The organism is Pseudarthrobacter sp. 1C304 (genome assembly GCF_052245515.1).
GTDB lineage: Bacteria > Actinomycetota > Actinomycetes > Actinomycetales > Micrococcaceae > Arthrobacter.
Genome location: NZ_JBQQCH010000003.1, coordinates 20,832 through 45,309 on the forward strand (window position 1 = coordinate 20,832; position 24,478 = coordinate 45,309).

Annotated in this window: 22 protein-coding genes; 10 read left to right on the plus strand and 12 right to left on the minus strand. The window is 68.8% G+C overall.

All coding sequences use genetic code 11. The features are described 5' to 3' along the window. Nucleotides 1-3: 3 nt before the first annotated feature. Nucleotides 4-1,029: a YeiH family protein gene (locus tag ACTWQD_RS07635; protein WP_443195562.1), complete on the minus strand. Its 1,026-nt coding sequence runs from the start codon at nt 1,027-1,029 to the stop codon at nt 4-6. Between the two features lie 108 nt (nt 1,030-1,137). Here ACTWQD_RS07635 and ACTWQD_RS07640 point away from each other — a divergent pair, with 108 nt between their 5' ends. From ACTWQD_RS07640 to ACTWQD_RS07650, 3 genes are all read left to right on the plus strand, one after another. Continuing rightward, complete coding sequence (locus tag ACTWQD_RS07640; protein WP_066438036.1) at nt 1,138-2,694, plus strand: circularly permuted type 2 ATP-grasp protein; 1,557 nt, start codon at nt 1,138-1,140, stop codon at nt 2,692-2,694. A gap of 75 nt (nt 2,695-2,769) precedes the next feature. Beyond that, nucleotides 2,770-3,696: an alpha-E domain-containing protein gene (locus ACTWQD_RS07645; RefSeq protein WP_024366688.1), complete on the plus strand. Its 927-nt coding sequence runs from the start codon at nt 2,770-2,772 to the stop codon at nt 3,694-3,696. Continuing rightward, entirely contained in the window at nt 3,693-4,544 is an 852-nt protein-coding gene (locus tag ACTWQD_RS07650) for a transglutaminase family protein (RefSeq protein WP_443195563.1), read from the plus strand. Before ACTWQD_RS07645 ends, ACTWQD_RS07650 begins: the two co-directional genes overlap by 4 nt. A gap of 21 nt (nt 4,545-4,565) precedes the next feature. On the opposite strand, the gene ACTWQD_RS07655 is transcribed toward ACTWQD_RS07650, so the two are convergent. Continuing rightward, entirely contained in the window at nt 4,566-5,054 is a 489-nt protein-coding gene (locus ACTWQD_RS07655; RefSeq protein ID WP_443195564.1) for a pyridoxamine 5'-phosphate oxidase family protein, read from the minus strand. Nucleotides 5,055-5,224: 170 nt separating this feature from the next. Between ACTWQD_RS07655 and ACTWQD_RS07660 the strand changes: the two genes are divergently transcribed. After that, a complete protein-coding gene (locus ACTWQD_RS07660) occupies nt 5,225-6,925 on the plus strand; it encodes a GAF domain-containing protein (RefSeq protein WP_443195873.1) in 1,701 nt (566 codons plus the stop codon). A 22-nt stretch (nt 6,926-6,947) separates the two neighbouring features. Here the strand turns inward: ACTWQD_RS07660 and ACTWQD_RS07665 are convergent, their stop codons facing one another. Beyond that, nucleotides 6,948-7,676, minus strand: coding sequence for a response regulator (locus tag ACTWQD_RS07665; RefSeq protein ID WP_443195565.1), 729 nt, complete (start codon nt 7,674-7,676; stop codon nt 6,948-6,950). Nucleotides 7,677-8,061: 385 nt separating this feature from the next. Here ACTWQD_RS07665 and ACTWQD_RS07670 point away from each other — a divergent pair, with 385 nt between their 5' ends. After that, nucleotides 8,062-8,535 (plus strand): universal stress protein, encoded by a 474-nt coding sequence (locus ACTWQD_RS07670; RefSeq protein WP_443195566.1) that lies wholly within the window; start codon nt 8,062-8,064, stop codon nt 8,533-8,535. 48 nt (nt 8,536-8,583) lie between these two features. Here the strand turns inward: ACTWQD_RS07670 and ACTWQD_RS07675 are convergent, their stop codons facing one another. The 3 genes from ACTWQD_RS07675 to glgC form a co-directional block, all read right to left on the minus strand. Continuing rightward, nucleotides 8,584-9,054, minus strand: coding sequence for a pyridoxamine 5'-phosphate oxidase family protein (locus tag ACTWQD_RS07675; protein WP_443195567.1), 471 nt, complete (start codon nt 9,052-9,054; stop codon nt 8,584-8,586). Nucleotides 9,055-9,142: 88 nt separating this feature from the next. After that, nucleotides 9,143-10,606, minus strand: a complete 1,464-nt coding sequence (locus ACTWQD_RS07680; RefSeq protein ID WP_443195568.1) for an SDR family NAD(P)-dependent oxidoreductase — start codon at nt 10,604-10,606, stop codon at nt 9,143-9,145. 70 nt (nt 10,607-10,676) lie between these two features. Next, entirely contained in the window at nt 10,677-12,086 is a 1,410-nt protein-coding gene (gene glgC, locus ACTWQD_RS07685) for a glucose-1-phosphate adenylyltransferase (RefSeq protein WP_443195569.1), read from the minus strand. Nucleotides 12,087-12,188: 102 nt separating this feature from the next. Between glgC and glgA the strand changes: the two genes are divergently transcribed. Next, on the plus strand, nt 12,189-13,394 hold the full coding sequence (gene glgA, locus ACTWQD_RS07690) for a glycogen synthase (RefSeq protein ID WP_443195570.1): 1,206 nt from the start codon (nt 12,189-12,191) through the stop codon (nt 13,392-13,394). A gap of 88 nt (nt 13,395-13,482) precedes the next feature. Here the strand turns inward: glgA and ACTWQD_RS07695 are convergent, their stop codons facing one another. After that, nucleotides 13,483-15,657: an acyl-CoA dehydrogenase family protein gene (locus ACTWQD_RS07695; RefSeq protein WP_443195571.1), complete on the minus strand. Its 2,175-nt coding sequence runs from the start codon at nt 15,655-15,657 to the stop codon at nt 13,483-13,485. After that, a complete protein-coding gene (locus ACTWQD_RS07700) occupies nt 15,654-16,442 on the minus strand; it encodes a TetR family transcriptional regulator (RefSeq protein ID WP_443195572.1) in 789 nt (262 codons plus the stop codon). The genes ACTWQD_RS07695 and ACTWQD_RS07700 overlap by 4 nt, the downstream gene beginning before the upstream one ends. Before the next feature lie 62 nt (nt 16,443-16,504). Between ACTWQD_RS07700 and ACTWQD_RS07705 the strand changes: the two genes are divergently transcribed. Genes ACTWQD_RS07705 through ACTWQD_RS07715 form a run of 3 tightly spaced genes read left to right on the plus strand, consistent with a single transcriptional unit; the run spans nt 16,505 to nt 20,202 of the window. Further along, the gene (locus tag ACTWQD_RS07705; protein ID WP_443195573.1) at nt 16,505-17,899 is read left to right on the plus strand and encodes an acetyl-CoA C-acetyltransferase; all 1,395 of its coding nucleotides are present in this window, start codon (nt 16,505-16,507) and stop codon (nt 17,897-17,899) included. A gap of 9 nt (nt 17,900-17,908) precedes the next feature. Next, the gene (locus ACTWQD_RS07710; RefSeq protein WP_443195574.1) at nt 17,909-19,294 is read left to right on the plus strand and encodes a 3-oxoacyl-ACP reductase; all 1,386 of its coding nucleotides are present in this window, start codon (nt 17,909-17,911) and stop codon (nt 19,292-19,294) included. Beyond that, complete coding sequence (locus ACTWQD_RS07715; protein ID WP_443195575.1) at nt 19,291-20,202, plus strand: MaoC family dehydratase; 912 nt, start codon at nt 19,291-19,293, stop codon at nt 20,200-20,202. Before ACTWQD_RS07710 ends, ACTWQD_RS07715 begins: the two co-directional genes overlap by 4 nt. Before the next feature lie 75 nt (nt 20,203-20,277). Here ACTWQD_RS07715 and ACTWQD_RS07720 read toward each other — a convergent pair whose 3' ends face one another. The 4 genes from ACTWQD_RS07720 to ACTWQD_RS07735 form a co-directional block, all read right to left on the minus strand. Further along, nucleotides 20,278-21,411, minus strand: a complete 1,134-nt coding sequence (locus tag ACTWQD_RS07720; RefSeq protein WP_443195576.1) for an aromatic acid exporter family protein — start codon at nt 21,409-21,411, stop codon at nt 20,278-20,280. Nucleotides 21,412-21,474: 63 nt separating this feature from the next. Continuing rightward, nucleotides 21,475-22,536 (minus strand): glutathione S-transferase family protein, encoded by a 1,062-nt coding sequence (locus ACTWQD_RS07725; RefSeq protein ID WP_443195577.1) that lies wholly within the window; start codon nt 22,534-22,536, stop codon nt 21,475-21,477. A 9-nt stretch (nt 22,537-22,545) separates the two neighbouring features. Further along, nucleotides 22,546-23,325, minus strand: coding sequence for a M50 family metallopeptidase (locus ACTWQD_RS07730; RefSeq protein ID WP_443195578.1), 780 nt, complete (start codon nt 23,323-23,325; stop codon nt 22,546-22,548). Further along, nucleotides 23,322-23,708, minus strand: coding sequence for a TraR/DksA family transcriptional regulator (locus ACTWQD_RS07735; protein WP_443195579.1), 387 nt, complete (start codon nt 23,706-23,708; stop codon nt 23,322-23,324). The genes ACTWQD_RS07730 and ACTWQD_RS07735 overlap by 4 nt, the downstream gene beginning before the upstream one ends. 224 nt (nt 23,709-23,932) lie before the next feature. Between ACTWQD_RS07735 and ACTWQD_RS07740 the strand changes: the two genes are divergently transcribed. Next, a complete protein-coding gene (locus tag ACTWQD_RS07740) occupies nt 23,933-24,472 on the plus strand; it encodes a hemerythrin domain-containing protein (RefSeq protein ID WP_443195580.1) in 540 nt (179 codons plus the stop codon). Nucleotides 24,473-24,478 lie beyond the last annotated feature (6 nt).

Genomic DNA, 24,478 nt, shown 5'->3' on the forward strand with positions numbered 1-24,478 from the left:
CAGCTATCTAACCATGAGGACCGCGGCGCCCAGGCCCAGTGCGGCGATCAGCAGCCAGGACGCCAGGGCCGCCAGCAGCGCCCGCGCTCCGGTGTGCAGCAGCTGGCCCACACGGACCGCGGAGCCGAGGCCGAACAGGGCCATTCCGAGGGCGATGTCCTGCAGGACGGCGGCGGCGTCGAGGGCGGCGGGGGACAGCCACCCGGTGGAGCGCAGGGCCGCGAAGGCGACGAACCCGAGCACAAACAGCGGGACCACCGGCGGGCGCTTCACGCCTGCGGCGGCGCCCGCGGTGCTGCGGTGGTGCAGCCCCGCGGCGGCGGTGATGGGCGCCAGCAGGATCACCCGGGTGAGCTTGACGACGACGGCGACGGCCAGCGCCGAGGCCCCGGCGGTCTGGGCGGTGGCCACCACCTGCCCGACGTCGTGCACCGAGGCGCCGGCCCACGCGCCGAAGACCTCCGGGCTGAGGCCCAGCGGCTGGATGAGCAGCGGCAGCACCCCGATGGCCAGGGTGCCGCACAGGGTGACCAGAGCCACCGGGAGGACGGTGTCGGCCTGGCGGATCCGGCGCACGGCGGCCATGGCCCCGATGGCGGACGCCCCGCAGATGGAAAAACCGGTGGCAACCAGCAGCGAGACGTGCGGCGGCAGCCGGAACAGCCTGCCGATGCCGTAGGTCCCGGCGAAGGCGGCGAGCACCACGCCCGTGATCAGCAGCAGCGACACCCAGCCGAGGCCGAGCACGTCACCCAGGCTGACTTTCAGGCCCAGGATCACGATTCCGGCGCGCATCAGGTGCTTCCCGGCGAAGTCCAGCCCGGCCCGTCCCGGCCCCGATGTCCAGCCGGAGAGCCCGGGGATGTTCGCGGCGAGCAGGCCGAATGCCACGGCCAGCGTCATGGCCGGGAGGACCGGAACCAGGGTGTGGACGGCCAGGGCCAGGACGACGGCGGCCGCGGCGGCCAGCAGGCCCGGCACCAGGGCCGAAACCGGGCCCGGCCGCGGTGTGGAAGGAAAGACAGGCACGCACCTACCTTGCCTCAACCGGGCGGAAATGCCGCTACCGGCACAGCGTGCGCCCCGCACGGGCGGACGGAAATGATTTCGCAACAAAAAAGTGATTGTCTAGGAACCATGTCTGACCTATTCCAGGATTACTCCGTGGCCGCCGACCGCACCGGCGCCTACGACGAGATGTTCACCCCCGGGCAGCAAGCCCGGAAGTCGTACGGGCAGGTCGCCGGAGCCCTGCGTGAACTGTCGCTGGCCGACGTCACGGCCCGCGCCGATTCCATGGCGCGCACCTTCCTGGACCGCGGCGTCACCTTCGACTTCGCGGGGGAGGAGCGTCCCTTCCCGCTCGACATCGTGCCGCGGGTCATCCCGGCTGACGAGTGGACGGTCCTGGAAAAGGGTGTGGCGCAGCGCGTGCGCGCCCTTGAGGCGTTCCTTAATGACGTCTACGACAAGATGGCAGTGGTCTCCGACGGCGTGATCCCGCGCCAGCTCGTCACCACCAGCGCGCACTTCCACCGCCAGGTGCACGGCTTCGAACCGGCCGGCGGGGTGCGCGTGCATATCTCCGGCATCGACGTCGTGCGTGACGCCGCCGGGACCTTCCGGGTCCTGGAGGACAACGTCCGCGTCCCCTCCGGCGTCAGCTACGTCCTGGAAAACCGCCGCGCGATGGCGAAGGGCCTGCCCGAGGCCTTCGGCCAGCAGCTGATCCGCCCGGTGGAGGAGTATCCCCGGCGGCTCCTGTCGGCCCTGCGCAAAACGGCGCCGTCCGGCGTCGACGACCCCACCGTGGTGGTCCTGACCCCCGGCGTCTTCAACAGCGCCTACTTCGAGCACACCCTGCTCGCGGGCCTGATGGGCGTGGAACTGGTCGAGGGGCGCGACCTTATCTGCCGCGGCAACCGTGTCTACATGCGCACCACCGCCGGCGAACAGCGTGTGGATGTGATCTACAAGCGCATCGACGACGAATTCCTGGATCCGCTGCAGTTCCGCGCCGACTCCATGCTCGGCTGCCCCGGCCTGGTCAACGCGGCCCGCGCCGGCGGCGTGACCATCGCCAACGCCGTGGGCAACGGTGTCGCAGACGACAAGCTGGTCTACAGCTACGTCCCGGACCTGATCCGCTACTACCTCAGCGAAGAACCCGTGATCGCCAACGTGGACACCTTCCGGCTGGAAGAAAAGGAAGCCCGCGAAGAGGTCCTCGACCGGCTGGACGAACTGGTGGTCAAGCCCGTGGACGGCTCCGGCGGCAAGGGCCTGGTCATCGGCCCGGATGCCTCCGCGGATGAACTCGAGGCGCTGCGCAAACGCATCGTCACGGACCCCCGGGGCTGGATCGCGCAGCCGGTCCTGCAGCTGTCCACCGTTCCCACGCTCAGCGGCGACAAGTTCGGCCCCCGGCACGTGGACCTGCGCCCCTTCGCCGTCAACGACGGCGACGACGTCTGGGTCCTGCCCGGCGGCCTCACCCGGGTGGCGCTTAAGGAGGGCTCACTGATCGTGAACTCGAGCCAGGGCGGCGGCTCCAAGGACACCTGGGTCCTGGCCGATTCCCCGGAGGTGCCGGTGGAGGCCCTGCCGCGCCCGGCCATCACGGTCCGTGAACGTGTCTCGGTGTGGCCCGTTGAAAGCAACTGGCGCGACAGCCAGAAGGAGCAGCAGCAATGAGCCGCGGCACCGTGCGGTGCGAAGTCCTGCTGTCCTGCCCTATTCAGATTTCCCATGCGCTGGAGGTAACCGCGAATGCTTAGCCGGATCGCCGAATCACTGTTTTGGATCGGCCGCTACGTGGAGCGGGCCGACGGCACCGCCCGGATCCTCGATGTCCACCTGGAGCGGCTCAACCACCTGCCCATGGAGGAGCAGCGCAGCGTGGCGCAGGAACTCCTGGCCGTCATGGGCGCCCGGGCGCAGAGCGAGGACTTCGGCCTTCCCGAGCTGCTCAACGCCCTCGCGTACGACAAGCAGAGCGCAACGTCCATCGCCGGCTCCCTCGGCGCTGCGCGGGAGAACGCCCGCCGGGCCCGGGAAACCGTGTCCTCCGGGCTGTGGGAGAGCCTGAACACCACCTACTACGGGCTCAACCAGCACCGCAAGGACGTGGTGGGCACCTACCGTTTCTGCAACTGGGTCCTGGAACGCACTGCCATGGTCAGTGGCCTCGCGGACACCACCGTGAGCCACGACGAGAGCTGGCAGTTCCTGGTCCTGGGCCGATCGCTGGAACGCGCCGACATGACTGCGCGGATGCTGTCCACCCGCGACGTGCTGTCCGCGGGCATGTCCTGGGTGAACATGCTCCGGTGCGCCGGTGCCTACGAGTCGTTCCTGCGGACCCGGCGTGCGGCTTTTGGCGACCAGCATGCCGCCGAGTTCCTGCTGCTGGACCGGTTGTTCCCGCGCTCCATCGTGTACGCACTGCGGGACGCCGACGAGTGCCTCGCCAAGCTGGACCCCTCGGCGCAGCGCGTCGGCTTCATCAACGACGCCCGCCGGATCGTGGGCCAGGCCCGCACCTTCCTCGAGTTCCACCGCACCGACGACCTGATGTCGGAGCTGCCGGAACACATGGAGCGCGTGCAGAAGGCCGTCTCACAGGCGTCGGACGCCATTTCCCGTAAGTACTTCAATCAGGCGGACGAACTGGCCTGGGTGGGAGAAGTTTCATGACCCGGCTGAGCATTACGCACAAGACCGCGTACAAGTACAACAAGCGGGTCACGCTGTCCTACAACGAGGCACGGATGACGCCGCTGACGGATCCCCAGCAGGTGGTGCTGGAGTCCTCCCTGAAGGTTTCCCCGTCCCAGGCGGCGCTGAGCAGCTACCGCGACTACTGGGGCACCCGGGTCACGGCGTTCGACATGCAGATGCCGCACGAACACCTGGAAGTCCTGTCCACCACCACCGTGGAGGTCCACCGGGTGGAACGCATCCCGGCCGAGTCGGACATTGTGGGCTGGGATGTCCTCGCCGCTCCGGAGACGGTCAACAAGTTCAGCGACTGGATTCCGCAGTCGCAGCTCACCGGGCCGGGCGCCGAAGTCCTCGGAATCGTTCCCGGCGTCGTCGAGGGCAAGAACCCGCACGACGCGGCCATGGCCATCTTTGAATGGATGCGCGGCGAGATGACCTACATGAAGGGTTCCACCGGGGTCACCACCAATGCCGAGCAGGCCTGGAACCAGCGCCAGGGCGTCTGCCAGGACCTGGCTCACCTTGCCATCGCCGCCCTCCGCAGCCGCGGCATCCCGGCCCGTTACGTGTCCGGTTACCTGCACCCGCGCTCGTCCGCGGACATCGGCGAGACGGTCGCGGGGCAGTCGCACGCCTGGCTGGAATGGTGGGACGGCGAATGGCGGAGCTGGGACCCCACCAACCACAAGCCGGCCGGCGACTTCCACGTGACGGTCGCGCGGGGCCGGGATTACCGGGATGTGCCCCCGCTCAAGGGCATCCTCTCCGGCGGGGGCGGTTCCTCCCTCAATGTGACCGTGGAAATCACCCGGCTCGCCTGACGCGCGGGGCCGGGGCCGGTCTTACTCGAACCCGGAGCGGGTGGCGTCGTCCAGCGGCGTCCACCACGTCAGCGGCGGGACCACCTTGAAACGGCGTCCCGTCACGGTGTCCGGGGTGATCCGGACGAAGTGTTCCTTTTTGCCTGCCTGCCAGGGGAAGAGGAGAAGGCCTACGGTGTCCAGCACTTCCTGCTGGTTCTGCACGGGGGCTGCCTGGCCCTTGACCACCACGCTCCAGGCAATGCCGCTGTCCGCCTCGACCCCGTCGGCTTCGAGGGCCACCGGTGTGTCGCCGGTGGCCGACTGCAGCTTGGTTCCATCGGCCGTGCGGAACACCAGCGTTCCGTGGTCCACCTTGTAGTTGATGGGGAAGATGTCGGGATGATCATCCACCCAGACCGCGAGCCTGCCCACGGAAACGCCGCGTAAAAGCCGCCAGCATTCGTGGTGGTCGAGGGTCTCAACTTCGTAGGCCGGCTGGTGTTTGCCCTGGTTCGCATCATTGCTCATGGCCCCGAGCGTACGCCAGGAGCCCGCCCGCGAGGTAGGGGAAAAGGTCACAATCGACGGCAATATCGGGTCACGCCCCGGGCCTTTGGGCCTGTGACGGGGTATTCTGGCAACACCGACGTCAGCGCCGACGGCCGGTGTGTCCGTTGTAACGAATTGGGGCCATGAGTATGCAGACACTCGGGGGAGATCCGGACCATACCACCACGGAGCCGCAGCCCATGATCGATGGTGTGCTCAAGGGATTCGTGTCCCGGGCCGAAGAACTGCTCCAGTCCCAGGAACGGATGGCCGGCCTGCTCGAAGCTGTCGTCGCCGTGGCCGAGGACCTCAGCCTTGACGCGGTTCTGGAGCGCGTGGTGCAGTCCGCCTGCCGCCTTCTCCATGCCCGCTACGGCGCCCTGGGCGTTATCGGCGACAACCGGGCCCTCAGCCACTTCATCACTGTCGGCATTGACCAGGAACTCGCCCACCGGATCGGCCCGCTGCCCACCGGCCACGGCGTGCTGGGCCTGCTGATTTCCGAGCCGCGGCCCCTCCGTCTTCATGACCTGCGCCAGCATCCCGAGTCGTTTGGCTTCCCGGCGAACCACCCGCCCATGAAGTCCTTCCTCGGAGTTCCGGTGCGGGTCCGCGACGTCGTTTTTGGCAATCTGTACCTGACGGAAAAGGAAGACGGCACCGACTTCACCGCCGAGGACGAAGGCCTGGCGGTGGCGCTGGCCGCCGCCGCGGGCGTCGCGATCGAGAACGCCCGCCTCTACGACGACGCCCGGCGCCGGGCCCGGTGGCTGGAGGCCTGCATGGACGTCTCCGGGCTGGTCCTCGGCAGCGACCGCGACTACACCTCCGGGGGGCTGGACCCTGTTGCCGGCCGGGCGCTGCAGGAATCGGGCTCCCGGCTGGCGCTGCTGGTGGCGCCGGCCACGGACGGCGCCGGCCACATTGTCGCCGGCGTCGCCGGCAAGGACGGCGCCACGTTCTCGGGGCGCGCGCTGACCCTTGATTCGCCGTTGCTCGAAAGCGTCCTGGACGGCGGCGAGCCTGTGGTCCTGGAGGATGCCTCGGCCGTGTTCGGCGATGCAGACGGCGGGACGCCCGGCCCCCTGCTGGCCGTGGCGCTCAGTACCCAGGGCGCGCACCATGGGCTCCTGCTGCTGCTCCGGGACCGTGACGCGCTCCCTTTCGCCCGCACCGACATTGAGATGGGTGCCGTGTTCGGGTCGCATGTCGCCCTTGCCCTGGAACTGTCCCGCGTGCACCGGCTCCGCGAGGAGCTTCTGGTGTTCACGGACCGGGACCGGATTGCCCGCGACCTCCATGACCTGGTCATCCAGCGGCTGTTCGCGGCCGGACTGAGCGTGCAGAGCCTGACCCGTTTCACGAAGGATGAACTCGCCACCGAACGCATCCGCACCATTACCGGCGAGCTGGACGAGGCGATCCGGAGCCTCCGGGATACCATCTATTCGCTCAAGAGCAGCAGCGGGGAAACGGAGCTGCTCAGCGGACGGATCCGGCGGGTGACCCGCAGTTCGGCGAAGTCCATGCCCTTCACCCCGCGGCTGACCCTCACCGGACCGGTGGACGCCGTCACGCCGGACAAGGCGGACAACGTGGTGGCCGTCGTTTCGGAGGGCCTCAGCAACGCCATCAGGCATTCGGGCGCAGACGCCATTTCGGTGTCGGTGGGCGTCATGAAGGGCAGGGTCACCGTGGTCATCACGGACAACGGCGCCGGCTTCGATGAGCCGGAAAAGCGCCGCGGCCTGGCCAACCTCGAAGACCGTGCGCGGATGCTCGACGGCGAATGCATCATCACCAGCGCGCCGGAGGCCGGAACCAGCCTGGAGTGGTCGGTGCCGCTCTAACCAACCTCCCTGGGCAGTACAGTTACCGCACAATGTGTGCGCGGGCTGCCTCGGTGTGGCCGGCGGGCTGTGCCTGCGCTGCCGGGCCGGCGATGAAGACGGCCGCCTGCGTGCGCCGTTCGAAGCCCAGTTTGGCCAGCAGCGACGAGACGTAGTTCTTGACGGTCTTCTCGGCCAGGAACATTTCCGCGGCGATCTGGCGGTTGGTCAGCCCGCCGCCCACCAGCTCCAGCACCCTGCGTTCCTGGGGTGTCAGGGAGGCCGTCCGGGGGTCTACTTCGTCGGCCTCCACGAGGCTTTCCACGATGCCCGCCGCGACCCCGTCCTCGAACAGCGATTCTCCCGCGGCAGCCCGGCGCAGCGCCCCGATCAGGTCCGTGCCTCCGATTTCCTTCAGGACGTAGCCGCTGGCGCCCGCCAGCACGGCACCGCGGAGGGCCTGTTCGTCGTCGAAGCTGGTCAGGATGATGCAGTTCAGCGACGGGTCGATCGAGCGGACGTCCCGGCAGACCTCGATTCCGGTGCCGTCCGGGAGCCGGGCGTCGAGGACGCAGACGTCGGGGTGGAGGGCCGGTATGCGGCGGGTCGCCTCGACGGCGGAACCGGAACTCCCCACCACCTGGAAACCCTCACCCTCAAGGAGCTCCTGCAGGCCGCGCCTGACCAGCTCGTGGTCGTCGAGGATAAAGACACGGATGACGGCCTTCTCCCCGTCGGGTGCGCCGAGACCTGCGTCTGACCAGGCAATCATGATTCTCCCGTCCGGCGGCCTGCGCTGCCGTGTATCGTGCGGTGCTCCCCAGCCTGTCCCGCAGACCGGGCCTGCGGGCCTGCTGTTTCCATTGTCGCCGACCCAGGTGCCGCTGTCGCCGTTGCCTGTGCCGCCGTCGCCGGAATTTTTTCCGGTTCCCCCTTCCGGGGCTGTTGTGCATCCCCGGAGACTGCAATTTTTCTCCAGGCCGGAGTCCGGAGCAAGGGTCCTTGGTCCCGCCGGGGCGTGCCGGGCCCCCATGACTTTTGGCCCTAGCCGGATCCGCGGACCGCCGACCACTGTAGGCTGGACGCGCCAGCTGTCCAACGCCAGCTCTCCAACGCCAGCTCTCCAACGCCAGCTTTCCAACAAAGGGGGTTCCGCAATGACCGAAGCCAGTGACATCCGGACAATCGTGGTGGGAGTCGACGGTTCCGAGGCGTCGGTCGAGGCCCTGCGCCAGGCCCAGAGCCTTGCCAAACCGCTCGCGGCCACGCTGGTGGCACTGGCCAGCTGGGACGTCCCCCCGGTCTACGACGGGTACATCGCCATGGGCATCGACGACTTTGACGTCCGCGCAGGCGAGATCCTGCAGGAGACGGTGGAGAAGGCTTTCGGCGCGGAAACCCCGGCCAACGTCGAATCCCGGCTGGTGCAAGGCCACCCCCGGCACACCCTGATCGAGGCCAGCCGGGACGCCGACCTGATGGTGGTGGGGCGCCGCGGGCACGGGGGCTTCGGCGGGATGCTGATCGGATCCGTCAGCTCGGCCCTGGTGGCCCACGCGCACTGCCCCGTGCTGGTGGTCCACTCCCCGGAACCGAAGAAGCCGGAACCGAAGAAGGCGAAAGCGAACTAGGCGCCGCCGCGGCGCGGGCCGGCCGGGCGCCGACTGCTCAAACGCTGACTACTCGAACGAGGCCCGGCGCGGGTCGGCGAGGCGGGTGCTCCACAGGTCCGGCTTGTTGACCTTGAAGCGGCGCCCGGTCATGGCCTTGGGGGCCAGCCGCACGTAGAAGTCCTTGTCGCCCGGCTGCCACGGCTCCAGCAGCCGTCCGTCGACGGCTTCCTTCTCCTCCTGGCTCTCGATCAGCTGCACCTCGCCACGGGCCACCACGCTCCAGGCCGCCTGCTCGTGGGCGTCGTATCCGTCGATTTCGAACGCCACGGGCTTCGCTGTCATGGCGGCCCACAGCTTGGAGCCGCCGGCGGTGCGGAACACGATGGAGCGGCGGTCCAGCACGAAGTTCACCGGAAAGATCTCGGGATGCCCGTCCACAATCAGGGCGATCCGCCCCACGACTTCGGTGTCCAGCAACACCCAGCACTGGTCGAGGGACAGTCCGAAATCGGGCGCAGGCGAGGTCTCTGTGTTCATGTGGACCCACGTTACGGAGAGTCCCGGTGCATCATCAGGGCCATAAGGCCCTTGGCCTGCGCCGGACTCCTGTGGGGTGTGGCCCCGGCTACCAGGGGCTCGGCTTGTAATCCTTCAGGAAGACGCCGTACTGGTCCTCGCCGGACTCGCCCATCACGATCGGGTCGTAGACCCGGGCAGCCCCGTCCACGAGGTCCAGGGGAGCGTGGAATCCCTCTTCCATCAGGCGGACCTTCGTGTGGTGCGGCCGCTCGTCGGTGATCCAGCCGGTGTCGACGGCGGTCATGAGGATGCCGTCGGCGTCCAGCATCTCCTGGGCGCTGGTCCTGGTCATCATGTTCAGCGCCGCTTTGGCCATGTTGGTGTGCGGGTGGCCTGGGCCCTTGTACGCGCGGGAGAACTGGCCTTCCATGGCACTGACGTTCACGATGTACTTCCGCCGCGCGGTCGAGCGCTTCATGGCGCCGCGGAGCCGGCTGACCAGCAGGAACGGTGCCGTGACGTTGCAGAGCTGGACTTCGAGCATCTCCAGGGGATCCACCTCGTCCACCACCTGGGTCCAGCTGTTGATGGCGGCGAGGTCAGGGACCAGGCCGCCTGCGTCGATGGCGGTGCCGGCGGCAATGCGCTCCAGGGAGGCGGAGCCGGTGGACAAAGCCAGGGACGTGATGGCGTCGCCGGCCAGCACCGGGTGGTCCAGGACGCTGCTCGCCAGGGCCAGCGGGTGCTTGTCGTGGGCGTGCCCGAACGTGACCAGTTCCGGCCCGCCGTTGGCGGCCTGCAGGGCCGCGGGAAGGGGCTCGTCCTCGGCGTCGACCAGGGGCTTGTAGGCGTTGCCCGAGCGGCGCACGGTCTGGGCCGCGTTGTTGATGATGATGTCGAGCGGCCCCGCCGCGTCCAGGGAATCGGTCAGTGCCATGACCTGGGACGGGTCACGCAGGTCGATGCCGACAATCCGCAGCCGGTGCAGCCACTCGCTGCTGTCCTCCATGGCCGCGAACCGCCTGGCGGCGTCCTTGGGGAAACGTGTGGTGATGGTGGTGTGCGCGCCGTCGCGCAGCAGGCGCAGGGCAATGTACATGCCGATTTTCGCCCGCCCGCCGGTGAGGAGGGCCCGGCGGCCGGTGAGGTCCGTCGTCGCGTCGCGCTTGCTGTGGCTGAAGGCCGCGCACTCCGGGCAGAGCTGGTGGTAGAAGGCGTCCACCTGGGTGTAGTGCTGCTTGCAGATATAGCAGGGCCTGGACCTGATCAGGTGCCCGGCGATGCTCCCGGTGGTGGACGGGGCCAGCTTGTTCCCGCGGGTCTCGTCGTCGATCCGGTCCGGGGCCGCCGTCGCCGTCTGTGCGATCACGGCACGGTCAGCCTCGGCGATCAGGTCGCGCTTGCTGACCCGGCGGTGCCGCTTGACGGCTTTGAACATCTTGCCGGTGGCCCGGCGGACCGAGAGGTAGTCCGGGTGCTCCTCGTCGTAGAGGTGAATGCTGTCCAGGACCTTGAGGCAGGTCTGGATTTCCTCGGCGGTCAGATCGGACGGCAGATCGGGGGAGCTCATTCCGACAATTTTACAGCCTGCAGGAAGCCCGGCGGACGCTGCCGCCGGGCTCACGCTCCTGCCGGAAGGGCTACGTGGCGCTGGAAGACTGCTGTCCCGTCACACCGACGGCTGCCGCCTGCACCTCCGCCACCTTGTCCACGGACTCCCGCAGGGCGGGCCAGTTCTCGGTAGCAGCCCGCACGGCGTCCGGCACCAGGATCAGGTTGGCGGCCGACAGGGCCCGCTCCTGCTCGCCCGGCTCCGGGACCACCTGTCCCTTGGACAGGACAGTGATGCCCGAATCGGTCACCTTGAAGCCGCGGGCCCGGTCCAGTTCAGCGTCGAGGCCGATCGCGGCGCCCGCCGGGACCTTGACGTTCTTGTCGATGATGGCGCGCTTGACCACGGCGCCTTCACCGATGGTCACTTTGTCCATGAGCACGGAGTCCAGCACGCGGCTGGAAGTGCCCACGTAGACGTCATTGGACAGGACGGAGCCTTCCACGATGCCGCCGGAGATGACAACGCCGCTGGCGACGATCGAATCCAGGGCCGTACCCACCGTGTTCTTCTGGCCGCGGACGAACTTGGCCGGCGGGGAGATGCTCTGCCGGGTGTAGATCGGCCATTCGGAGTTGTACAGGTTGAACACCGGGACCGGCGAGATGAGGTCCATGTGCGCGTCGTAGAACGAATCGATGGTGCCGACGTCGCGCCAGTACGTGCGGTCGCGTTCCGTGGAGCCGGGGATCTCGTTCAGCGTGAAGTCGTAGACCCCTGCCTCGCCCTTGTCGACGAAGTAGGGGATGATGTCCCCGCCCATGTCGTGCTTGGTATCGAGCCGCTCGGCGTCGACGTGCAGGGCCTCCACCAGGGCGTCGGCGTTGAAGACGTAGTTGCCCATGGACGCGAGGAACTGGGTGGGGTCGGCGGCGAGTCCTGGCGTGGAGGACGGCTTCTCGACGAAGGCTGCGATCTTCTCCGGATTGTTCTGGTCCACTTCGATGACACCGAACTGGTCGGCCATGTTCAGCGGCTGGCGGACCGCCGCGACAGTGGCCTTGGCGCCGCTGGCGATGTGCTGGTCCACCATCTGGGCGAAGTCCATCCGGTAGACGTGGTCCGCGCCGACGACGACGACGATGTCCGGGTTGGCGTCATGGATCAGGTTCAGGGACTGGTAGATGGCGTTGGCGCTGCCAAGGAACCAGCTCTTGCCGACCCGCTGCTGCGCGGGCACCGAGGCGATGTAGTTGCCCAGCTGGGTGGACATGCGCCACGTTTCGGAAATGTGGCGGTCCAGGCTGTGCGACTTGTATTGCGTCAGGACCACGATCTGGAGGTAGCGCGAATTGACCAGGTTGGACAGCGCGAAGTCGATGAGCCGGTAGCTGCCGGCAAACGGTACGCCGGGTTTGGCCCGGTCCGCCGTCAGTGGCATAAGCCGGTTTCCCTCGCCGCCTGCGAGGACGATGGCCAATACTTTCCTATTCGGCATGGTGAACGCTCCTGAACGCCTTTGTATTTCCCCAAAACAGTCCGGCACGCCCGAACGTCTTCACACTAGATCAGTTCCACCGTAACGACTACCTTGGGGTTTGTGCGTATAGACATTGTGACCAAAGAATTCCCGCCCGAAATCTATGGCGGCGCCGGGGTCCACGTGGCCGAGCTCAGCCGCGTTCTGGCCCAGCACGTCGATCTCCAGGTCCGGGCCTTTGGTGCGCCCCGGAAACCGGGCTATCACGGCGCGTCTGTGACCTCCTATGCCGTGCCCGAGGACCTGGCCGGCGCGAATGCCGCCGTGCAGACCCTCGGCGTGGACCTGCGGATTGTGCCGGACATCGCCGGCGCCGACCTGGTGCACTCCCACACCTGGTACGCCAACATGGCCGGGCACATTGCCTCGCTGCTCCACGGCATTCCGCACGTGCTCAGCGCCCACAGCCTGGAACCGCTGCGCCCGTGGAAGGCCGAGCAGCTCGGCGGCGGCTATGCCCTGTCCTCGTGGGTGGAGAAAACCGCGTATGAGGCGGCGGCCGCCATCATTGCAGTGTCCGAGGGCATGCGCCAGGACATCCTGCGCAGCTATCCCGAGGTGGACCCGGCCAAGGTCAAGGTGGTGCACAACGGTATCGACGTGAGCCTCTGGAACCGCGACGAGGGCGACGACGTCGTCCGTGGGCTGGGGATTGACCCGTCCCGGCCGAGCGTGGTCTTCGTAGGCCGCAACACCCGGCAGAAGGGTGTGCCGTACCTGCTGCGCGCCGCCGCCAAACTCCCGGCGGACGTGCAGCTGGTCCTGTGCCTCGGCGCGGCCGACACCCCCGAGCTGGCCGCCGAAACCGCCGTCCTCATCGAGGGCCTGCAGGCCCAGCGCGGCGGGGTGGTCCTGGTGGAGCGCATGCTGCCGCGCAACGAACTCATCCAGGTCCTCAGCCACGCCACGGCCTTCGCCTGCCCGTCCATCTACGAACCCCTCGGCATCGTCAACCTCGAAGCCATGGCCTGCGGCGCCGCCGTTGTGGCCAGCGCCACCGGCGGGATCCCCGAGGTGGTGCAGCATGGCGAGACCGGCCTGCTGGTCGACATCGAACAGGTCACGGACGGGACCGGCACACCGCTGGACCCGGAAAAGTTCGTCTCGGAGTTCGCCGCCGCCCTCACCGAGGTGGTCTCCGATCCGGAGCGGGCCCGCGCCATGGGCCAGGCGGGACGCCGCAGGGCCGAGGAGCATTTCTCCTGGGAATCCATCACGGAGACCACCCTCGAGGTCTACCGTTCGGTGCTCCCCGCGGGTTCCTAAGGACCCCTTTCCGCACGAGACACGACGGCGGCGCCGCCTCCGGCGAATTCACCGGGGGCGGCGCCGTCGTTATGGTGTTCCGGCGGAATCAGGCGCCGCGTGGTCCGGTTCCCTGGGCCTTGGTTCCGTGGCCCTTGCGGGCGAGCAGGATCTTCTCGTCCACCGGGGCGTCGCCGCTGGCGCGCTGCTGCCTGAAGTATTCCCGGGCCTCGTCCTGGCGGACCTTCTCGGCGCCCGTGGCGATGTCCGCCCGGAGGTGCTCGGGGCCGAACCCGAAGGCGTCCACCAGATCCAGCGCGTGCGGGCGGATCTTGACCAGGAGCCGGTTGATGTAGCCGCCCAGCGTCCGGGCCCGCTGCATGGACAGCCGGCCGTTCATCAGGTACCAGGACAGGTTGGCCTCAATCAGGGAGAGCCCGAAGAGGTCGCGCAGCCAGGTCAGGACCTTCCTGGTGCCGGGATCAGTGACGTGGCCCAGCGCCTCGGTGAAGGCCTCCCACTGCAGCAGTTCGGCGTGTGCCTGGGCGGCTTCGATGAGCTCGTTCTGGTGCCGGTTGAACAGATCCGCGCCCTGCTGCTGCGGCAGCTTGTTGGCGCCCTTGAGCGCGGAGCCGACTTCGGCGACCATGGTCTGCACCCGGTCCGTCAGGAGCGCGCGCTGGCTGGCCTCGTCCTTGATGGCGATGGCGGCCTTCTGCACCGAGCCGGAGTCAGCCATGAACTGCGCGACGCCGCGCAGGCCGGTCCGGTGGATGGCGGCGTCGGTTGCCTGGCCCACGACGTAGCGGGTCAGTACCCCGAAGTTCACGGTCCGGAATTCTTTGGCGTAGTCGGCCAGCAGCCGCTTGGCCACGAGCTGGAGGAGAACCGTGTTGTCGCCCTCGAACGTGGCGTAGACGTCCAGGTCCGCCCGCAGTGAGGCGAACCGGTTGTCGATCAGGAAGCCGGCGCCGCCGCAGGCTTCGCGGCATTCCTGCAGGGTGTCCAGGGCGTGCCAGGTGCTCAGCGGCTTGAGCGCCGCCGCGAGCGTTTCCAGGTCCTGGCGGTCCTCGTCCGTGTCGGCGCGGCCGGAGAAGACGTCGTCGAACTTCTGCAGCAGTTGTTCGCTGGCGAAGCCGGCGGCGTACGTCGTGGCCAGCCGGGTGAACAGCCGGCGCTGGTGCCGCTGGTAGTCCAGCAGCACCTCCTCGTCGGTCTGCGAGGACGCATTGAACTGGCGGCGTTCCGTGGCGTACTGGATGGCCGTCTTGAGCGCCAGCTTCGAGGCGGTGACGGCGGCTCCGTCCAGGGAGACCCGGCCCTGCACCAGGGTGCCCAGCATGGTGAAGAAGCGACGGCCCGGGCTGGCGATGGGCGAGGTGTAGGTGCCGTCGGCGTCGACGTTGCCGTAGCGGTTGAGCAGGTTGGTGCGCGGGATCCGGACGTGGGTGAAGTGCAGCCGGCCGTTGTCGATCCCGTTCAGCCCGCCCTTGACGCCGTCGTCCTCGCCGCCGATGCCGGGCAGGAACTCCTTGGTCTCCGGGTCACGCAGGTCCATGTAGAACGCGTGGACGCCGTGGTTGACGCCGTTGGTGATCAGCTGGGCGAAGACGACGGCGGCGAGGCCGTCGATGGCCGCGTTGCCGATGTAGTCCTTCCACGCCGCACGGAAGGGGGTGTGCACCACGAATTCCTCGGCGGCGGGATCGTAGGTGGCCGTCGTGGCGATGCTGGCGACGTCGGAGCCGTGCCCGGTCTCGGTCATGGCAAAGCAGCCAGGGATGTCCAGGCTCATGATGCCGGGCAGCCACTTGGCATGGTGTTCTTCGGTGCCGAGGTGGTTCACGGCGGAGCCGAAGAGGCCCCACTGCACACCGGCTTTGATCTGAAGCGAGGGGTCGGCGATGACCAGCTCCTGGAAGCCGGCCACGTTGCCGCCGTGCTCGTCGGCGCCGCCGACTGACACGGGGAACGCGCGGTGCACGGCCCCGTTCTCCACGAGAATCTTGAGCTGGCCGAAGACGCGCCGGCGGTGCTCGGTGTGGGTGAGGCCTTCCGTCTTGTGCAGTTCCGGCTGGCCGGCAAGCTGCCGGGAGGCGCGGCGGATGTCTGCCCACTTTCCGAGCAGAAGCTCGCCCAGCGCGGCGACGTCAACGGCGGGAACCGCCGGTTCTGCGGTGGGGGCCGGTGCTGCCTGCGCAGCGCTTGGGGTGGTGCGGCCGGGCGTTCCCTGGCCTGCTGTGGTGCGTTCGGCGCCCGCGGGGCGGTCTGCCAGTTCGGTCATGTCGATTCCTTCTTTGGTTCTGACAAGGTCGGTGCTGAGGTCGGTGCTGAGGTCGGTTCTGGAGCGGGGGAGTTGGGACCGGACCGGAGAGCGGGCGCGATCCCGAGGCAGAGCCAGTCGGTGATCTGGCGGGCCATCGCCTCCTGGTCGGGCTTGGCGGGAGACGGCGGGCTGGCGAGCCATTGTTCGCCGGCGTTCCGGACCAGGCCGATCGCCGCGTTGGGCCAGTATCCGATGGCCGCCTCCCGGCCGGCGGAGTCGCCGAGGTGGCTGCGCATGGGGCCGGCGATCATGTCGCTGACCGCAGCGAAGAAGTGGCCCAGGGCGCCTGTAGTGGCGACGGTGCTGTTGGCGGCCCCGGCGTCGCCGGGAGTGTAGCGCGTCACGAAGGTGTACACATTCGGGCTGGTTTCGGCCATCTGCAGATACGCGGACACCATGGCAAACAGTCCCTCGCGGGGGGTCTGGGCGCCCTGCGCTGCTTCCTGGATGCGGCGCTGCATCTGGCTCAGCACCACTTCGCCCACGGCCTGCTGCAGCCCGGCTTTGTCCCCGAAGTACCGGTAGAACACGGACTTCGAGGTGCCCGCCGCGGCGGCAATCTCTTCCATTGACGCATCGCTGCCGAGCCCATGCACGGCTTTCCGGGCTGCCTTAATGAGTTCCCGGCGGCGCTCCTCGCGGTGCGACTGCCAGCGGGAGGCGCGGCCGTCCACGCTGCCGGCTGGAGTGCCGCCGGCGTCGGCCGCGGGTTCGCCGGGAAGACCGGTCTGGGAAATGTTCACGATACCCAGCGTATCAGGTACGCTGGGTATCGGTAACCCGCTTTGATCGAAGGAGACAGCCCATGTCCGTCAACGGACAGTCCGCACCCGGACCTCAGGACCCGACCCGCGCAGCAACGACCCCGGCCGCCAGCCGGGTAACGGATCGGGCTGCAACGCCTCAGCTCCGCAAGGCAGTCATTGTGGGCGGCAACCGCATTCCGTTCGCCCGGACCGGTGGCGCCTACACGAAGTCGTCGAACCAGGACATGCTGACCGCCGCCCTCGACGGGCTGATCGCCCGGTTCGGCCTGCAGGACGAGCGCATCGGTGAAGTTGCCGCCGGCGCCGTGCTCAAGCATTCCCGTGACTTCAACCTGACCCGCGAGGCGGTGCTGGGCTCCGCGCTCTCCGCCGAGACTCCGGCCTATGACCTGCAGCAGGCCTGCGCCACCGGGCTGGAGACGGTCCTCGGCCTCGCCAACAAGATCAAACTCGGGCAGATTGATTCGGCCATTGCCGGCGGCGTGGATTCCGCCTCGGACGCTCCCATTGCCGTCAGCGAAGGCCTCCGGGAGGTGCTCCTCGACCTGAACCGCGCGAAAACACTGCCGCAGCGGCTGCAGGTCCTTAGCCGGCTCCGGCCCAAGGACCTCGCGCCCGATGCCCCCAGCACAGGCGAACCCCGCACCGGCCTCTCCATGGGCGAGCACCAGGCCCTCACCACGGCCCAGTGGAAGATCACCCGCGAGGCGCAGGACGAGCTGGCCTTCAACAGCCACCGCAACCTCGCAGCCGCCTACGACGCCGGGTTCTTCGATGACCTGCTGACCCCGTACCGCGGCCTGTCGCGGGACTCCAATCTCCGTGCGGACACCAGCTTGGAGAAGCTGGCCTCACTCAAGCCCGTCTTCGGCAAGAGCCTGGGTTCCGCGGCAACCATGACGGCAGGCAACTCCACCCCGCTGACCGACGGCGCCTCCACCGTGCTGCTCGGTTCCGAGGAATGGGCCGACGCCCATGACCTGCCCAAGCTGGCCACCGTGGTTGACGGCGAGGCGGCGGCCGTGGACTTCGTCCACGGCAAGGACGGACTCCTCATGGCGCCGGCCTACGCCGTGCCGCGCCTGCTCGCCCGCAACGGACTGACCCTTGAGGACTTCGACTTCTTCGAAATCCACGAGGCTTTCGCCGGCACTGTGCTCAGCACCCTCGCCGCATGGGAGGACGAGGAATTCGGCCGCACCCGCCTCGGCCTCGACGGAGCCTTCGGCAGCATCGACCGGTCCAGGCTCAACGTCAACGGATCCTCCCTCGCCGCGGGCCACCCGTTCGCGGCCACCGGGGGACGGATTGTTGCGTCGCTCGCCAAGATGCTCCATGCGAAGGGCCGCGTCGACGGCCGGCCCGCCCGTGGCCTGATCTCGATCTGCGCCGCCGGCGGCCAGGGCGTCGTCGCTATTCTTGAAGCACACTAGGGGGAACCGATGACCGACAAATACACACGTTTGGTGAGCCACGGCCTCGGCCGGGACATCGCGAGGAAACTGGGACTGCCCCAGCCAGTGGCGCTGCGGCGGTACACGCCGGGCCAGCCGCTGGTTACCGGGCCCATCCTGGTGCAGGGTGCCGGCAGCGGCGCTGATGCGCTGGCCTCCACGCTCCTGTCCTGGGACCTTGATGTGCGCCGCCACGCAGTGCCCAAAGAAAAGCTCGGCGCCATCATCCTGGTGCTGGATGAGCTGAGCCGCCCGGAGGACCTGGAGAAGCCGGTACTCACCGCTGCCACTTCCCTCCGCGACCTGGCAGCCAATGCCCGCGTCGTCACCATCTCCCGCAGCGCAGCGGACGCTGCAAACCCAAGTGCTGCAAACCCAGATGCTGCTGGTTCCGAGGCTGCGGACCCGGCCGCCGCTGCGGCGCGGCAGGGCGTGGACGGGCTCCTCCGCTCGCTGGCCAAGGAACTCCGCGCCGGCGCCACCGCCAACGGGATCCTCCTCGCAGACGGCGCCGGCACCACCAGCCCCAGCACCCTCGGCGCGCTCCGGTTCTTCCTGTCCGGCCGCTCCGCGTTCGTGGACGGGCAGTTCCTCACCGTCCGCTCGGCCGAGGGTGCGCTGCCGGCTGACGCCGAGAAGCCGCTGGCGGGCAAGGTCGCCGTCGTGACCGGGGCCGCGCGCGGAATCGGTGCCGCGATTGCCCGCACCCTGCACCGGGACGGCGCCATGGTGGTTGCCGTTGATATCCCGGCCGCCGGGGACCACCTCGCCGCGGTGGCGAATGAGGTCCATGGCACGGCCCTGCAGCTGGACATCAGCCGCGAGGACGCCGGGCAGCGGATCATTGACCACGCCGTGGAACGCCACGGACGGCTGGACATCGTGATCCACAACGCCGGCATCACGCGGGACAAACTGCTCGCCAACATGGACCAGGGCCGCTGGAACTCGGTGATCGCGGTCAACATCGCCGCGCAGCTGCGGATCAATGAGGCGCTCCTGGCGTCGGAGCACTTCCGGAGCTCACCCCGCATCGTCTCCGTCGCCTCAACCAGCGGTATCGCCGGCAACCGCGGCCAGACCAACTATGCCGCCTCCAAGGGCGGCGTGATGGGCATGGTCCGGGCCACGGCTCCGCTGATCGGCACGCACGGCGGCTCCATCAACGCCGTCGCGCCCGGCTTCATCGAGACGGAGATGACCGCGAAGATCCCCTTCGCCACCCGCGAGATCGCCCGCAGGCTGAACTCCCTGCAGCAGGGCGGCCGGCCGGGCGACGTGGCCGAGGCCATCGCGTTCCTGGCCAGTGACGCGGCCGGCGGCATCTCCGGCGAGGTGCTGCGCGTCTGCGGGCAGAACCTGGTGGGGGCATGACCCCAGCGCAGCCCGTCATCCTGGGCGAGATGCCGTCGCTGTCCAAGCTGTACGTCAACGCGGCCGCCACCGCCGCCCGCCGCCGGGTGCTGGGCACGCACCCGGGGAACGGGCTGCCGGCGACGCGGCACGAGGTCCGCGGCGTCAAGGCGGCAGTGGAGAACCTCACGGCGTACCAGCACCTGATCGGCGAGAGCGCGAGCGACGTGCTGCCGGCCGGGTTTGTCCATGCCCTGGCCTTCCCGCTGGCCATGAGCGTGATGAACCGGGACGACTTCCCGCTGCCGCTGCTGGGCATGATCCACCTGCAGAACCGGGTGGTGCAGTCCGTGCCCCTGCGGTTCACCGACGCCCTGGACATCCGCTCGTGGTCCGAGGACCTGCGCGGCCACCGGGCCGGCACCCAGCTGGACGTTGTCACCGAGGTGCGCCGAACAGGGGAGGACGCCGTGAGCTGGCGCGGTGTCTCAACCTACCTGGCAAAGGGTGTGTATCTGCCCGGCATCGACAAGCCCTCGGCCGCGCCGGCACCGGCGGCCTTCGCGGTGCCGGACCCCACGGCGCTGTGGCAGCTGGGTGTGGACACCGGGCGCGCCTACGCGGCCGTGTCCGGCGATTTCAACCCGATTCACCTGAGCGTCCTCTCGGCCAAGGCCTTGGGGATGCGCCGGTCCATCGCGCACGGCATGTACCTGGCGTCAAGAGCGCTGGCTGACGTCGGCGCCGCCAAGGGCGATGCCTTCAGCTGGGACGTGTCCTTCGAGGCGCCGGTGTTCCTGCCGGCCCGCGTGGCCCTGGACATCAGCACCACGCAGGGCGACGACGGCCCCTGGCGGCGCTCGGACTATGTCGCCTGGAACGCGCGGTCCGGGCGCAAGCATTTCAGCGGATCGGTCGCAGCGCTCTAGCTGTACCCGGCCCCACAAGACGACGGCGGTGCCCGCCCCGGAGAGGGGAGGGCACCGCCGTCGTTGTTTGGGCGGTTAGGCCCGGTCCGCTGCGCCCGACTTCGCGACCCGGAGCACCCGGTGCAGGCTCAGCAGGATCGATTCAACGGCGCTCGGGGCGTCGGTTGCCGCCTCCTCGGCACCGACCCGCACTGTCAGGTCCCGGATACCGGCGTCGGCCGCTTTGATCTTCTCCGCCTGCTGCTCCGGGCTCTCCTCCTCGACCGCCTCCAGGACATCGCCCACGGAGGCCATGGCATCGGCGAGCGGGGCCGCAAATTCATCCGGGACCACAAAGGGGGTGTCTTTGGCCCAGATAACGTCCGAGAGGACCTGCGTTACGTCCTGGACGTGGAACGTCACCCGTTCCAGGTCCCGCAGGTTGCGGTAGTCCTGCTCGATGTCCCGGGGGTGGAGCCGGCGCCGGGGGTTGGCCCGGCGGCTGGCGTCCGCTTTCTCCACGGCGACGCGGACGGACCGTGCGGAGGCTTCGAGCTCGTCAGAACGCTTTGCCCAGTCTTCGTGTTCCGGGGGCCAGCTTTCCTTCAGGGCCTTGGCCATGTCCCAGAGCTGCTGGGCGAGAGCCAGGCGCAGTTCCGCGATGCTGAGCTCGGCGGCGCGGAAGTGCAGCGGCGGGAACACCAGGAGGTTCACCAGGATGCCCACCGTCACGCCCACCCCCATCTGGAGGAGGTAGCCGAAGGAGAACTGGTCCGGGTCGTGGCCGCCCACCAGCAGGACCAGCAGTGCCGCCGTCGGGATCCAGTCCCGGCCCGCGCCGATCTTCGGGAGTCCGGCCAGGATCACGCCGAACGCCATCACGACGCCGACCGTCAGCGGCGACGGGCTGCCGAGGATAAACAGGACAAAGGCCAGTCCCACCCCGATCGCCAGACCGGCGAGCGCCTGGACACCCTGCCGCACCGAGCCGGCGACGTGCTCGTACATCGCCACCAGCGCGCCCAGCGGCGCGTAATAGGGGTAATCCGCTGCGGAACCGGGCATAAACGGGGCAATCGCGAAGGCGATGCCCGCTGCCAGCCCTGCCTTCAGGGCCAGCTGCAGCCGGGGCCAAAGCAGCGCCGCGCGGATGTTGGCGGACACGGTCCGCCAGAGCCGCGAAGGCAGGGAGGGTCCCCCTGCGTGCGTAGCCTCGTCTGTAGTAGTCATCCGGCTCACCCTAGGGCCGGGACGTTGCTGCGACAACTGGACGAACCCCGGGGTGCCCGCGGGTCAGCCTGCCCCGTTCCCCGGCGCCACTTCCTCACCGGCCGTGACCGGGCCCGGCGGCGTGCCGTCACCGAAGGGGCGGCCGCCGAGGGCCTCGCGGCCGTGTGCGGACAGCCAGCCGTCCAGTGCCGGACCCGCGGGGACGATTCCTGTGGGGTTGATGTCCTCATGGACGATGTAATAGTGCTGCTTGATCTGCACGAAGTCGATGGTGTCGCCGAACCCCGGGGTCTGGAACAGGTCACGGGCATAGGCCCACAATGCGGGCATCTCGCTGAGCTTCTGGCGGTTGCACTTGAAATGCCCGTGGTAGACGGCGTCAAACCGTACCAGCGTGGTGAAGAGCCGGACGTCGGCCTCGGTGATGGTGTCTCCCACCAGGTACCGCTGTGCGGTGAGGCGCTCCTCCAGCCAGTCCAGGGCGGTCCAGAGCCGCTCATAGGCCGCGTCGTAGGCCTCCTGGGAGCCTGCGAAGCCGCAGCGGTACACCCCGTTGTTCACCTCGGTGAAGACCCTCTTGTTGACCGCGTCGATCTCCGCGCGCAGGGCCTCCGGGTACAGCTCGGGAGCGCCCGGCCGGTGGTAGCCGGTCCACTCGGTGGAAAAGTCGAGGGTGATCTGCGGGAAGTTGTTGGTCACCACCTGGCCGCTGGCGACGTCGACGATCGCAGGTACCGTGATGCCGCGGGGATAGTCCGGGAAACGGCGGAAGTAGGCTTCCTGGATCCGTTCCATGCCGAGCACCGGGTCCTTGCCGCCGGGATCCAGGTCGAACGTCCAGGAGCGGGCGTCATGGGTGGGACCGGGCTGGCCGAGGGAGATGACGTCCTCCAGGCCCAGCAGCCGCCGCACAATCACGGTCCGGTTGGCCCACGGGCAGGCGCGTGCGGCGACCAGCCGGTAGCGGCCCGGCTCCACCGGCCAGCCGGGCTCGCCGTTCTCGCCGGGGGCGCCGTCGCGGGTGATCCGGTCCTCGATGTAGTTGGTGTCCCGGGTGAACTCCGCGCCGCCGGTGACGTAGGCACCCTTCGTGCTGAATCCTGGATCGTCCGTATGTGTGCTCATGGTCCCAGCCTATGCCGGGGCGGCGCCGGGTCCCTGCAACGGTGCGGACGGCAGGACTGCGAACACCTGCGACATGGGCTGCCATGCAACCCACCAGGCGGCACCGACGACGGCGGCAAACAGCACGATCCAGACGAATGCGGGAACCCGGGTGGCACGGGAAAGAAGGTACGCGTCCGACGTCGCCAGCCGGTCCCGTCGCTTCAGGTGCACGGTGGCCACCTTGCCCAGATCCCGGACGGCGGCGACGAGCAAGGCCAGGCCCAGCACGATCATGACGTGGCCGTTGAATTCGGGCGGGACGGTCAATACGAGCAGGACGGCTGCCAGCACCGCGGCGGCGGTGATCACCAGCCCGGCGCCGTTGCGGATAAAGAGGAACGAGGCCAGGAGGATGAGGGTCCCGACGGACATCGCCGCCGGACCCCAGCCATTGAAGCCGCTCCAGACCATCGCCGCGCCCACCACGGCCGGGACCGGGTACCCCCAGAACGTGGACCAGACGGCGGCCAGGGGCCTCCGGCTGAACGTGGTGGTGGTGCCCGAGTGGTCCAGGCCCAGGCGGATGCCGCCGACGCGCTGCCCGGTCATCAGCGCGGCGAACGCGTGGCCAAGCTCGTGGGTCACGGTGGCCAGCAGCCCGAAGTACCGCCAGGTTGCCCGCGGAAGGGAGAGGGCGACGGCCAGGAGGATGACCAGGGCCAGTTCAGTGCCTGTGACGGCAGGGGCAGGGGAGTGCGTGAACCCGGCGACGATCCGCTGCCACCAGGTCTCGGCGGCGTTGTTCATGCCCGTGGGCCCGAAGGTCTTCCGGCGGAGCCCGACGGGCCGGCGCTGTGCCGGATGCAGTACGGGGTCCAGGGCCTGGCCTCGAGCCTGCCCTCGGCGATAGGCTCCCCGCACACGGCACAGATGCCGTAGGTGCCCGCATTGATCCGTTCCAGGGCCGCCTCGACCTGCGCGAGTCCCTGGCGGCTCTGCTCCAGGAGGGCCGAGGCCTGGGAGAGCTCAAAGGCTATGGTCGCGCCCTCGGGGTCATGTTCGTCGTCGACGTTCGAATCCTGCCGGGCGGCGTTCACCGAGGAAATATCCCGGCCAAGCGCGGGGAGGAGGGCAAGTTTGCGGCGGCGCTCCTCCTGGAGGAGGGACCGGAACTTTTCGACGTCGACCATAGGCTGCAAGGCTAGCGCTGACGCTGCGGTTGCGTCCAAAGCCGCCGCCGGGACCAGCCGCGGCACGGCCTCACCTCCCCGGGCCGATGACCGGCCGATGTCCGGGCCGAAAGGCCCGGTGCCCGGGCAGGGGCCGGCCGTAAAGTGGGGAAGAGAGCCTCCGGAGTGCGGTCAGGACCGCGTGCAGTCAACACAGTCGGAAGTCAGCAGACGCAGGAGACGTCATGGATCAGCCAGCGGCCGGTACCGGCCCCAAGAATGCCGATGAGGAAGCGGAAGCCCTCGCAGCGGTGGAGCATCACCACGCGGGTATGCTCAAGCGCCTCACGGCCCTGACGGAGACGCTCGTCCACGCCGTCCGGGAGCAGGATGCCGTGGCGGAGCACAGCGCCCATGAGGTGCTGGTGGAATGGTGCGAGGACGACCTCGTTCCGCACACGCTCGCCGAGGAGGGTCCGCTGTACAGCGGGCCCCGCAACCTCCCGGAGGGCCGGCTGCTGGTGGATGGGATGCTGGCCGAGCACCGGGTGATCGTCGCCCTGGTTGAGGAACTGCGGGGATCCGCCGGGGTGGAGTCCGCCGTGGCCGCCGGCTCCATCCGGAACATCTTCGCCCTCCACCTGGAGAAGGAGAACACGCTCCTGATGCCGCTCATCGTTGCCACTCCCGGACTCTCGCTGGCCCGCGCCGTCGAGGGCCTGCACGAACTGGTCGGTGAAGCCCACGTCCACCGGCCCGGGACGGGGAGCGGATCCAGCGTCTAGAGTGGC

What these genes read in the sequence shown, in the direction of transcription:
- ACTWQD_RS07640 (WP_066438036.1), top strand. Translation starts at nt 1,138, where the DNA reads ATGTCTGACCTATTCCAGGATTACTCCGTGGCCGCCGACCGCACCGGC.
- ACTWQD_RS07645 (WP_024366688.1), top strand. Translation starts at nt 2,770, where the DNA reads ATGCTTAGCCGGATCGCCGAATCACTGTTTTGGATCGGCCGCTACGTG.
- ACTWQD_RS07650 (WP_443195563.1), top strand. Translation starts at nt 3,693, where the DNA reads ATGACCCGGCTGAGCATTACGCACAAGACCGCGTACAAGTACAACAAG.
- ACTWQD_RS07655 (WP_443195564.1), bottom strand. Translation starts at nt 5,054, where the DNA reads ATGAGCAATGATGCGAACCAGGGCAAACACCAGCCGGCCTACGAAGTT.
- ACTWQD_RS07660 (WP_443195873.1), top strand. Translation starts at nt 5,225, where the DNA reads ATGCAGACACTCGGGGGAGATCCGGACCATACCACCACGGAGCCGCAG.
- ACTWQD_RS07665 (WP_443195565.1), bottom strand. Translation starts at nt 7,676, where the DNA reads ATGATTGCCTGGTCAGACGCAGGTCTCGGCGCACCCGACGGGGAGAAG.
- ACTWQD_RS07670 (WP_443195566.1), top strand. Translation starts at nt 8,062, where the DNA reads ATGACCGAAGCCAGTGACATCCGGACAATCGTGGTGGGAGTCGACGGT.
- ACTWQD_RS07675 (WP_443195567.1), bottom strand. Translation starts at nt 9,054, where the DNA reads ATGAACACAGAGACCTCGCCTGCGCCCGATTTCGGACTGTCCCTCGAC.
- ACTWQD_RS07680 (WP_443195568.1), bottom strand. Translation starts at nt 10,606, where the DNA reads ATGAGCTCCCCCGATCTGCCGTCCGATCTGACCGCCGAGGAAATCCAG.
- glgC (WP_443195569.1), bottom strand. Translation starts at nt 12,086, where the DNA reads ATGCCGAATAGGAAAGTATTGGCCATCGTCCTCGCAGGCGGCGAGGGA.
- ACTWQD_RS07695 (WP_443195571.1), bottom strand. Translation starts at nt 15,657, where the DNA reads ATGACCGAACTGGCAGACCGCCCCGCGGGCGCCGAACGCACCACAGCA.
- ACTWQD_RS07705 (WP_443195573.1), top strand. Translation starts at nt 16,505, where the DNA reads ATGTCCGTCAACGGACAGTCCGCACCCGGACCTCAGGACCCGACCCGC.
- ACTWQD_RS07710 (WP_443195574.1), top strand. Translation starts at nt 17,909, where the DNA reads ATGACCGACAAATACACACGTTTGGTGAGCCACGGCCTCGGCCGGGAC.
- ACTWQD_RS07715 (WP_443195575.1), top strand. Translation starts at nt 19,291, where the DNA reads ATGACCCCAGCGCAGCCCGTCATCCTGGGCGAGATGCCGTCGCTGTCC.
- ACTWQD_RS07720 (WP_443195576.1), bottom strand. Translation starts at nt 21,411, where the DNA reads ATGACTACTACAGACGAGGCTACGCACGCAGGGGGACCCTCCCTGCCT.
- ACTWQD_RS07725 (WP_443195577.1), bottom strand. Translation starts at nt 22,536, where the DNA reads ATGAGCACACATACGGACGATCCAGGATTCAGCACGAAGGGTGCCTAC.
- ACTWQD_RS07730 (WP_443195578.1), bottom strand. Translation starts at nt 23,325, where the DNA reads ATGAACAACGCCGCCGAGACCTGGTGGCAGCGGATCGTCGCCGGGTTC.
- ACTWQD_RS07735 (WP_443195579.1), bottom strand. Translation starts at nt 23,708, where the DNA reads ATGGTCGACGTCGAAAAGTTCCGGTCCCTCCTCCAGGAGGAGCGCCGC.
- ACTWQD_RS07740 (WP_443195580.1), top strand. Translation starts at nt 23,933, where the DNA reads ATGGATCAGCCAGCGGCCGGTACCGGCCCCAAGAATGCCGATGAGGAA.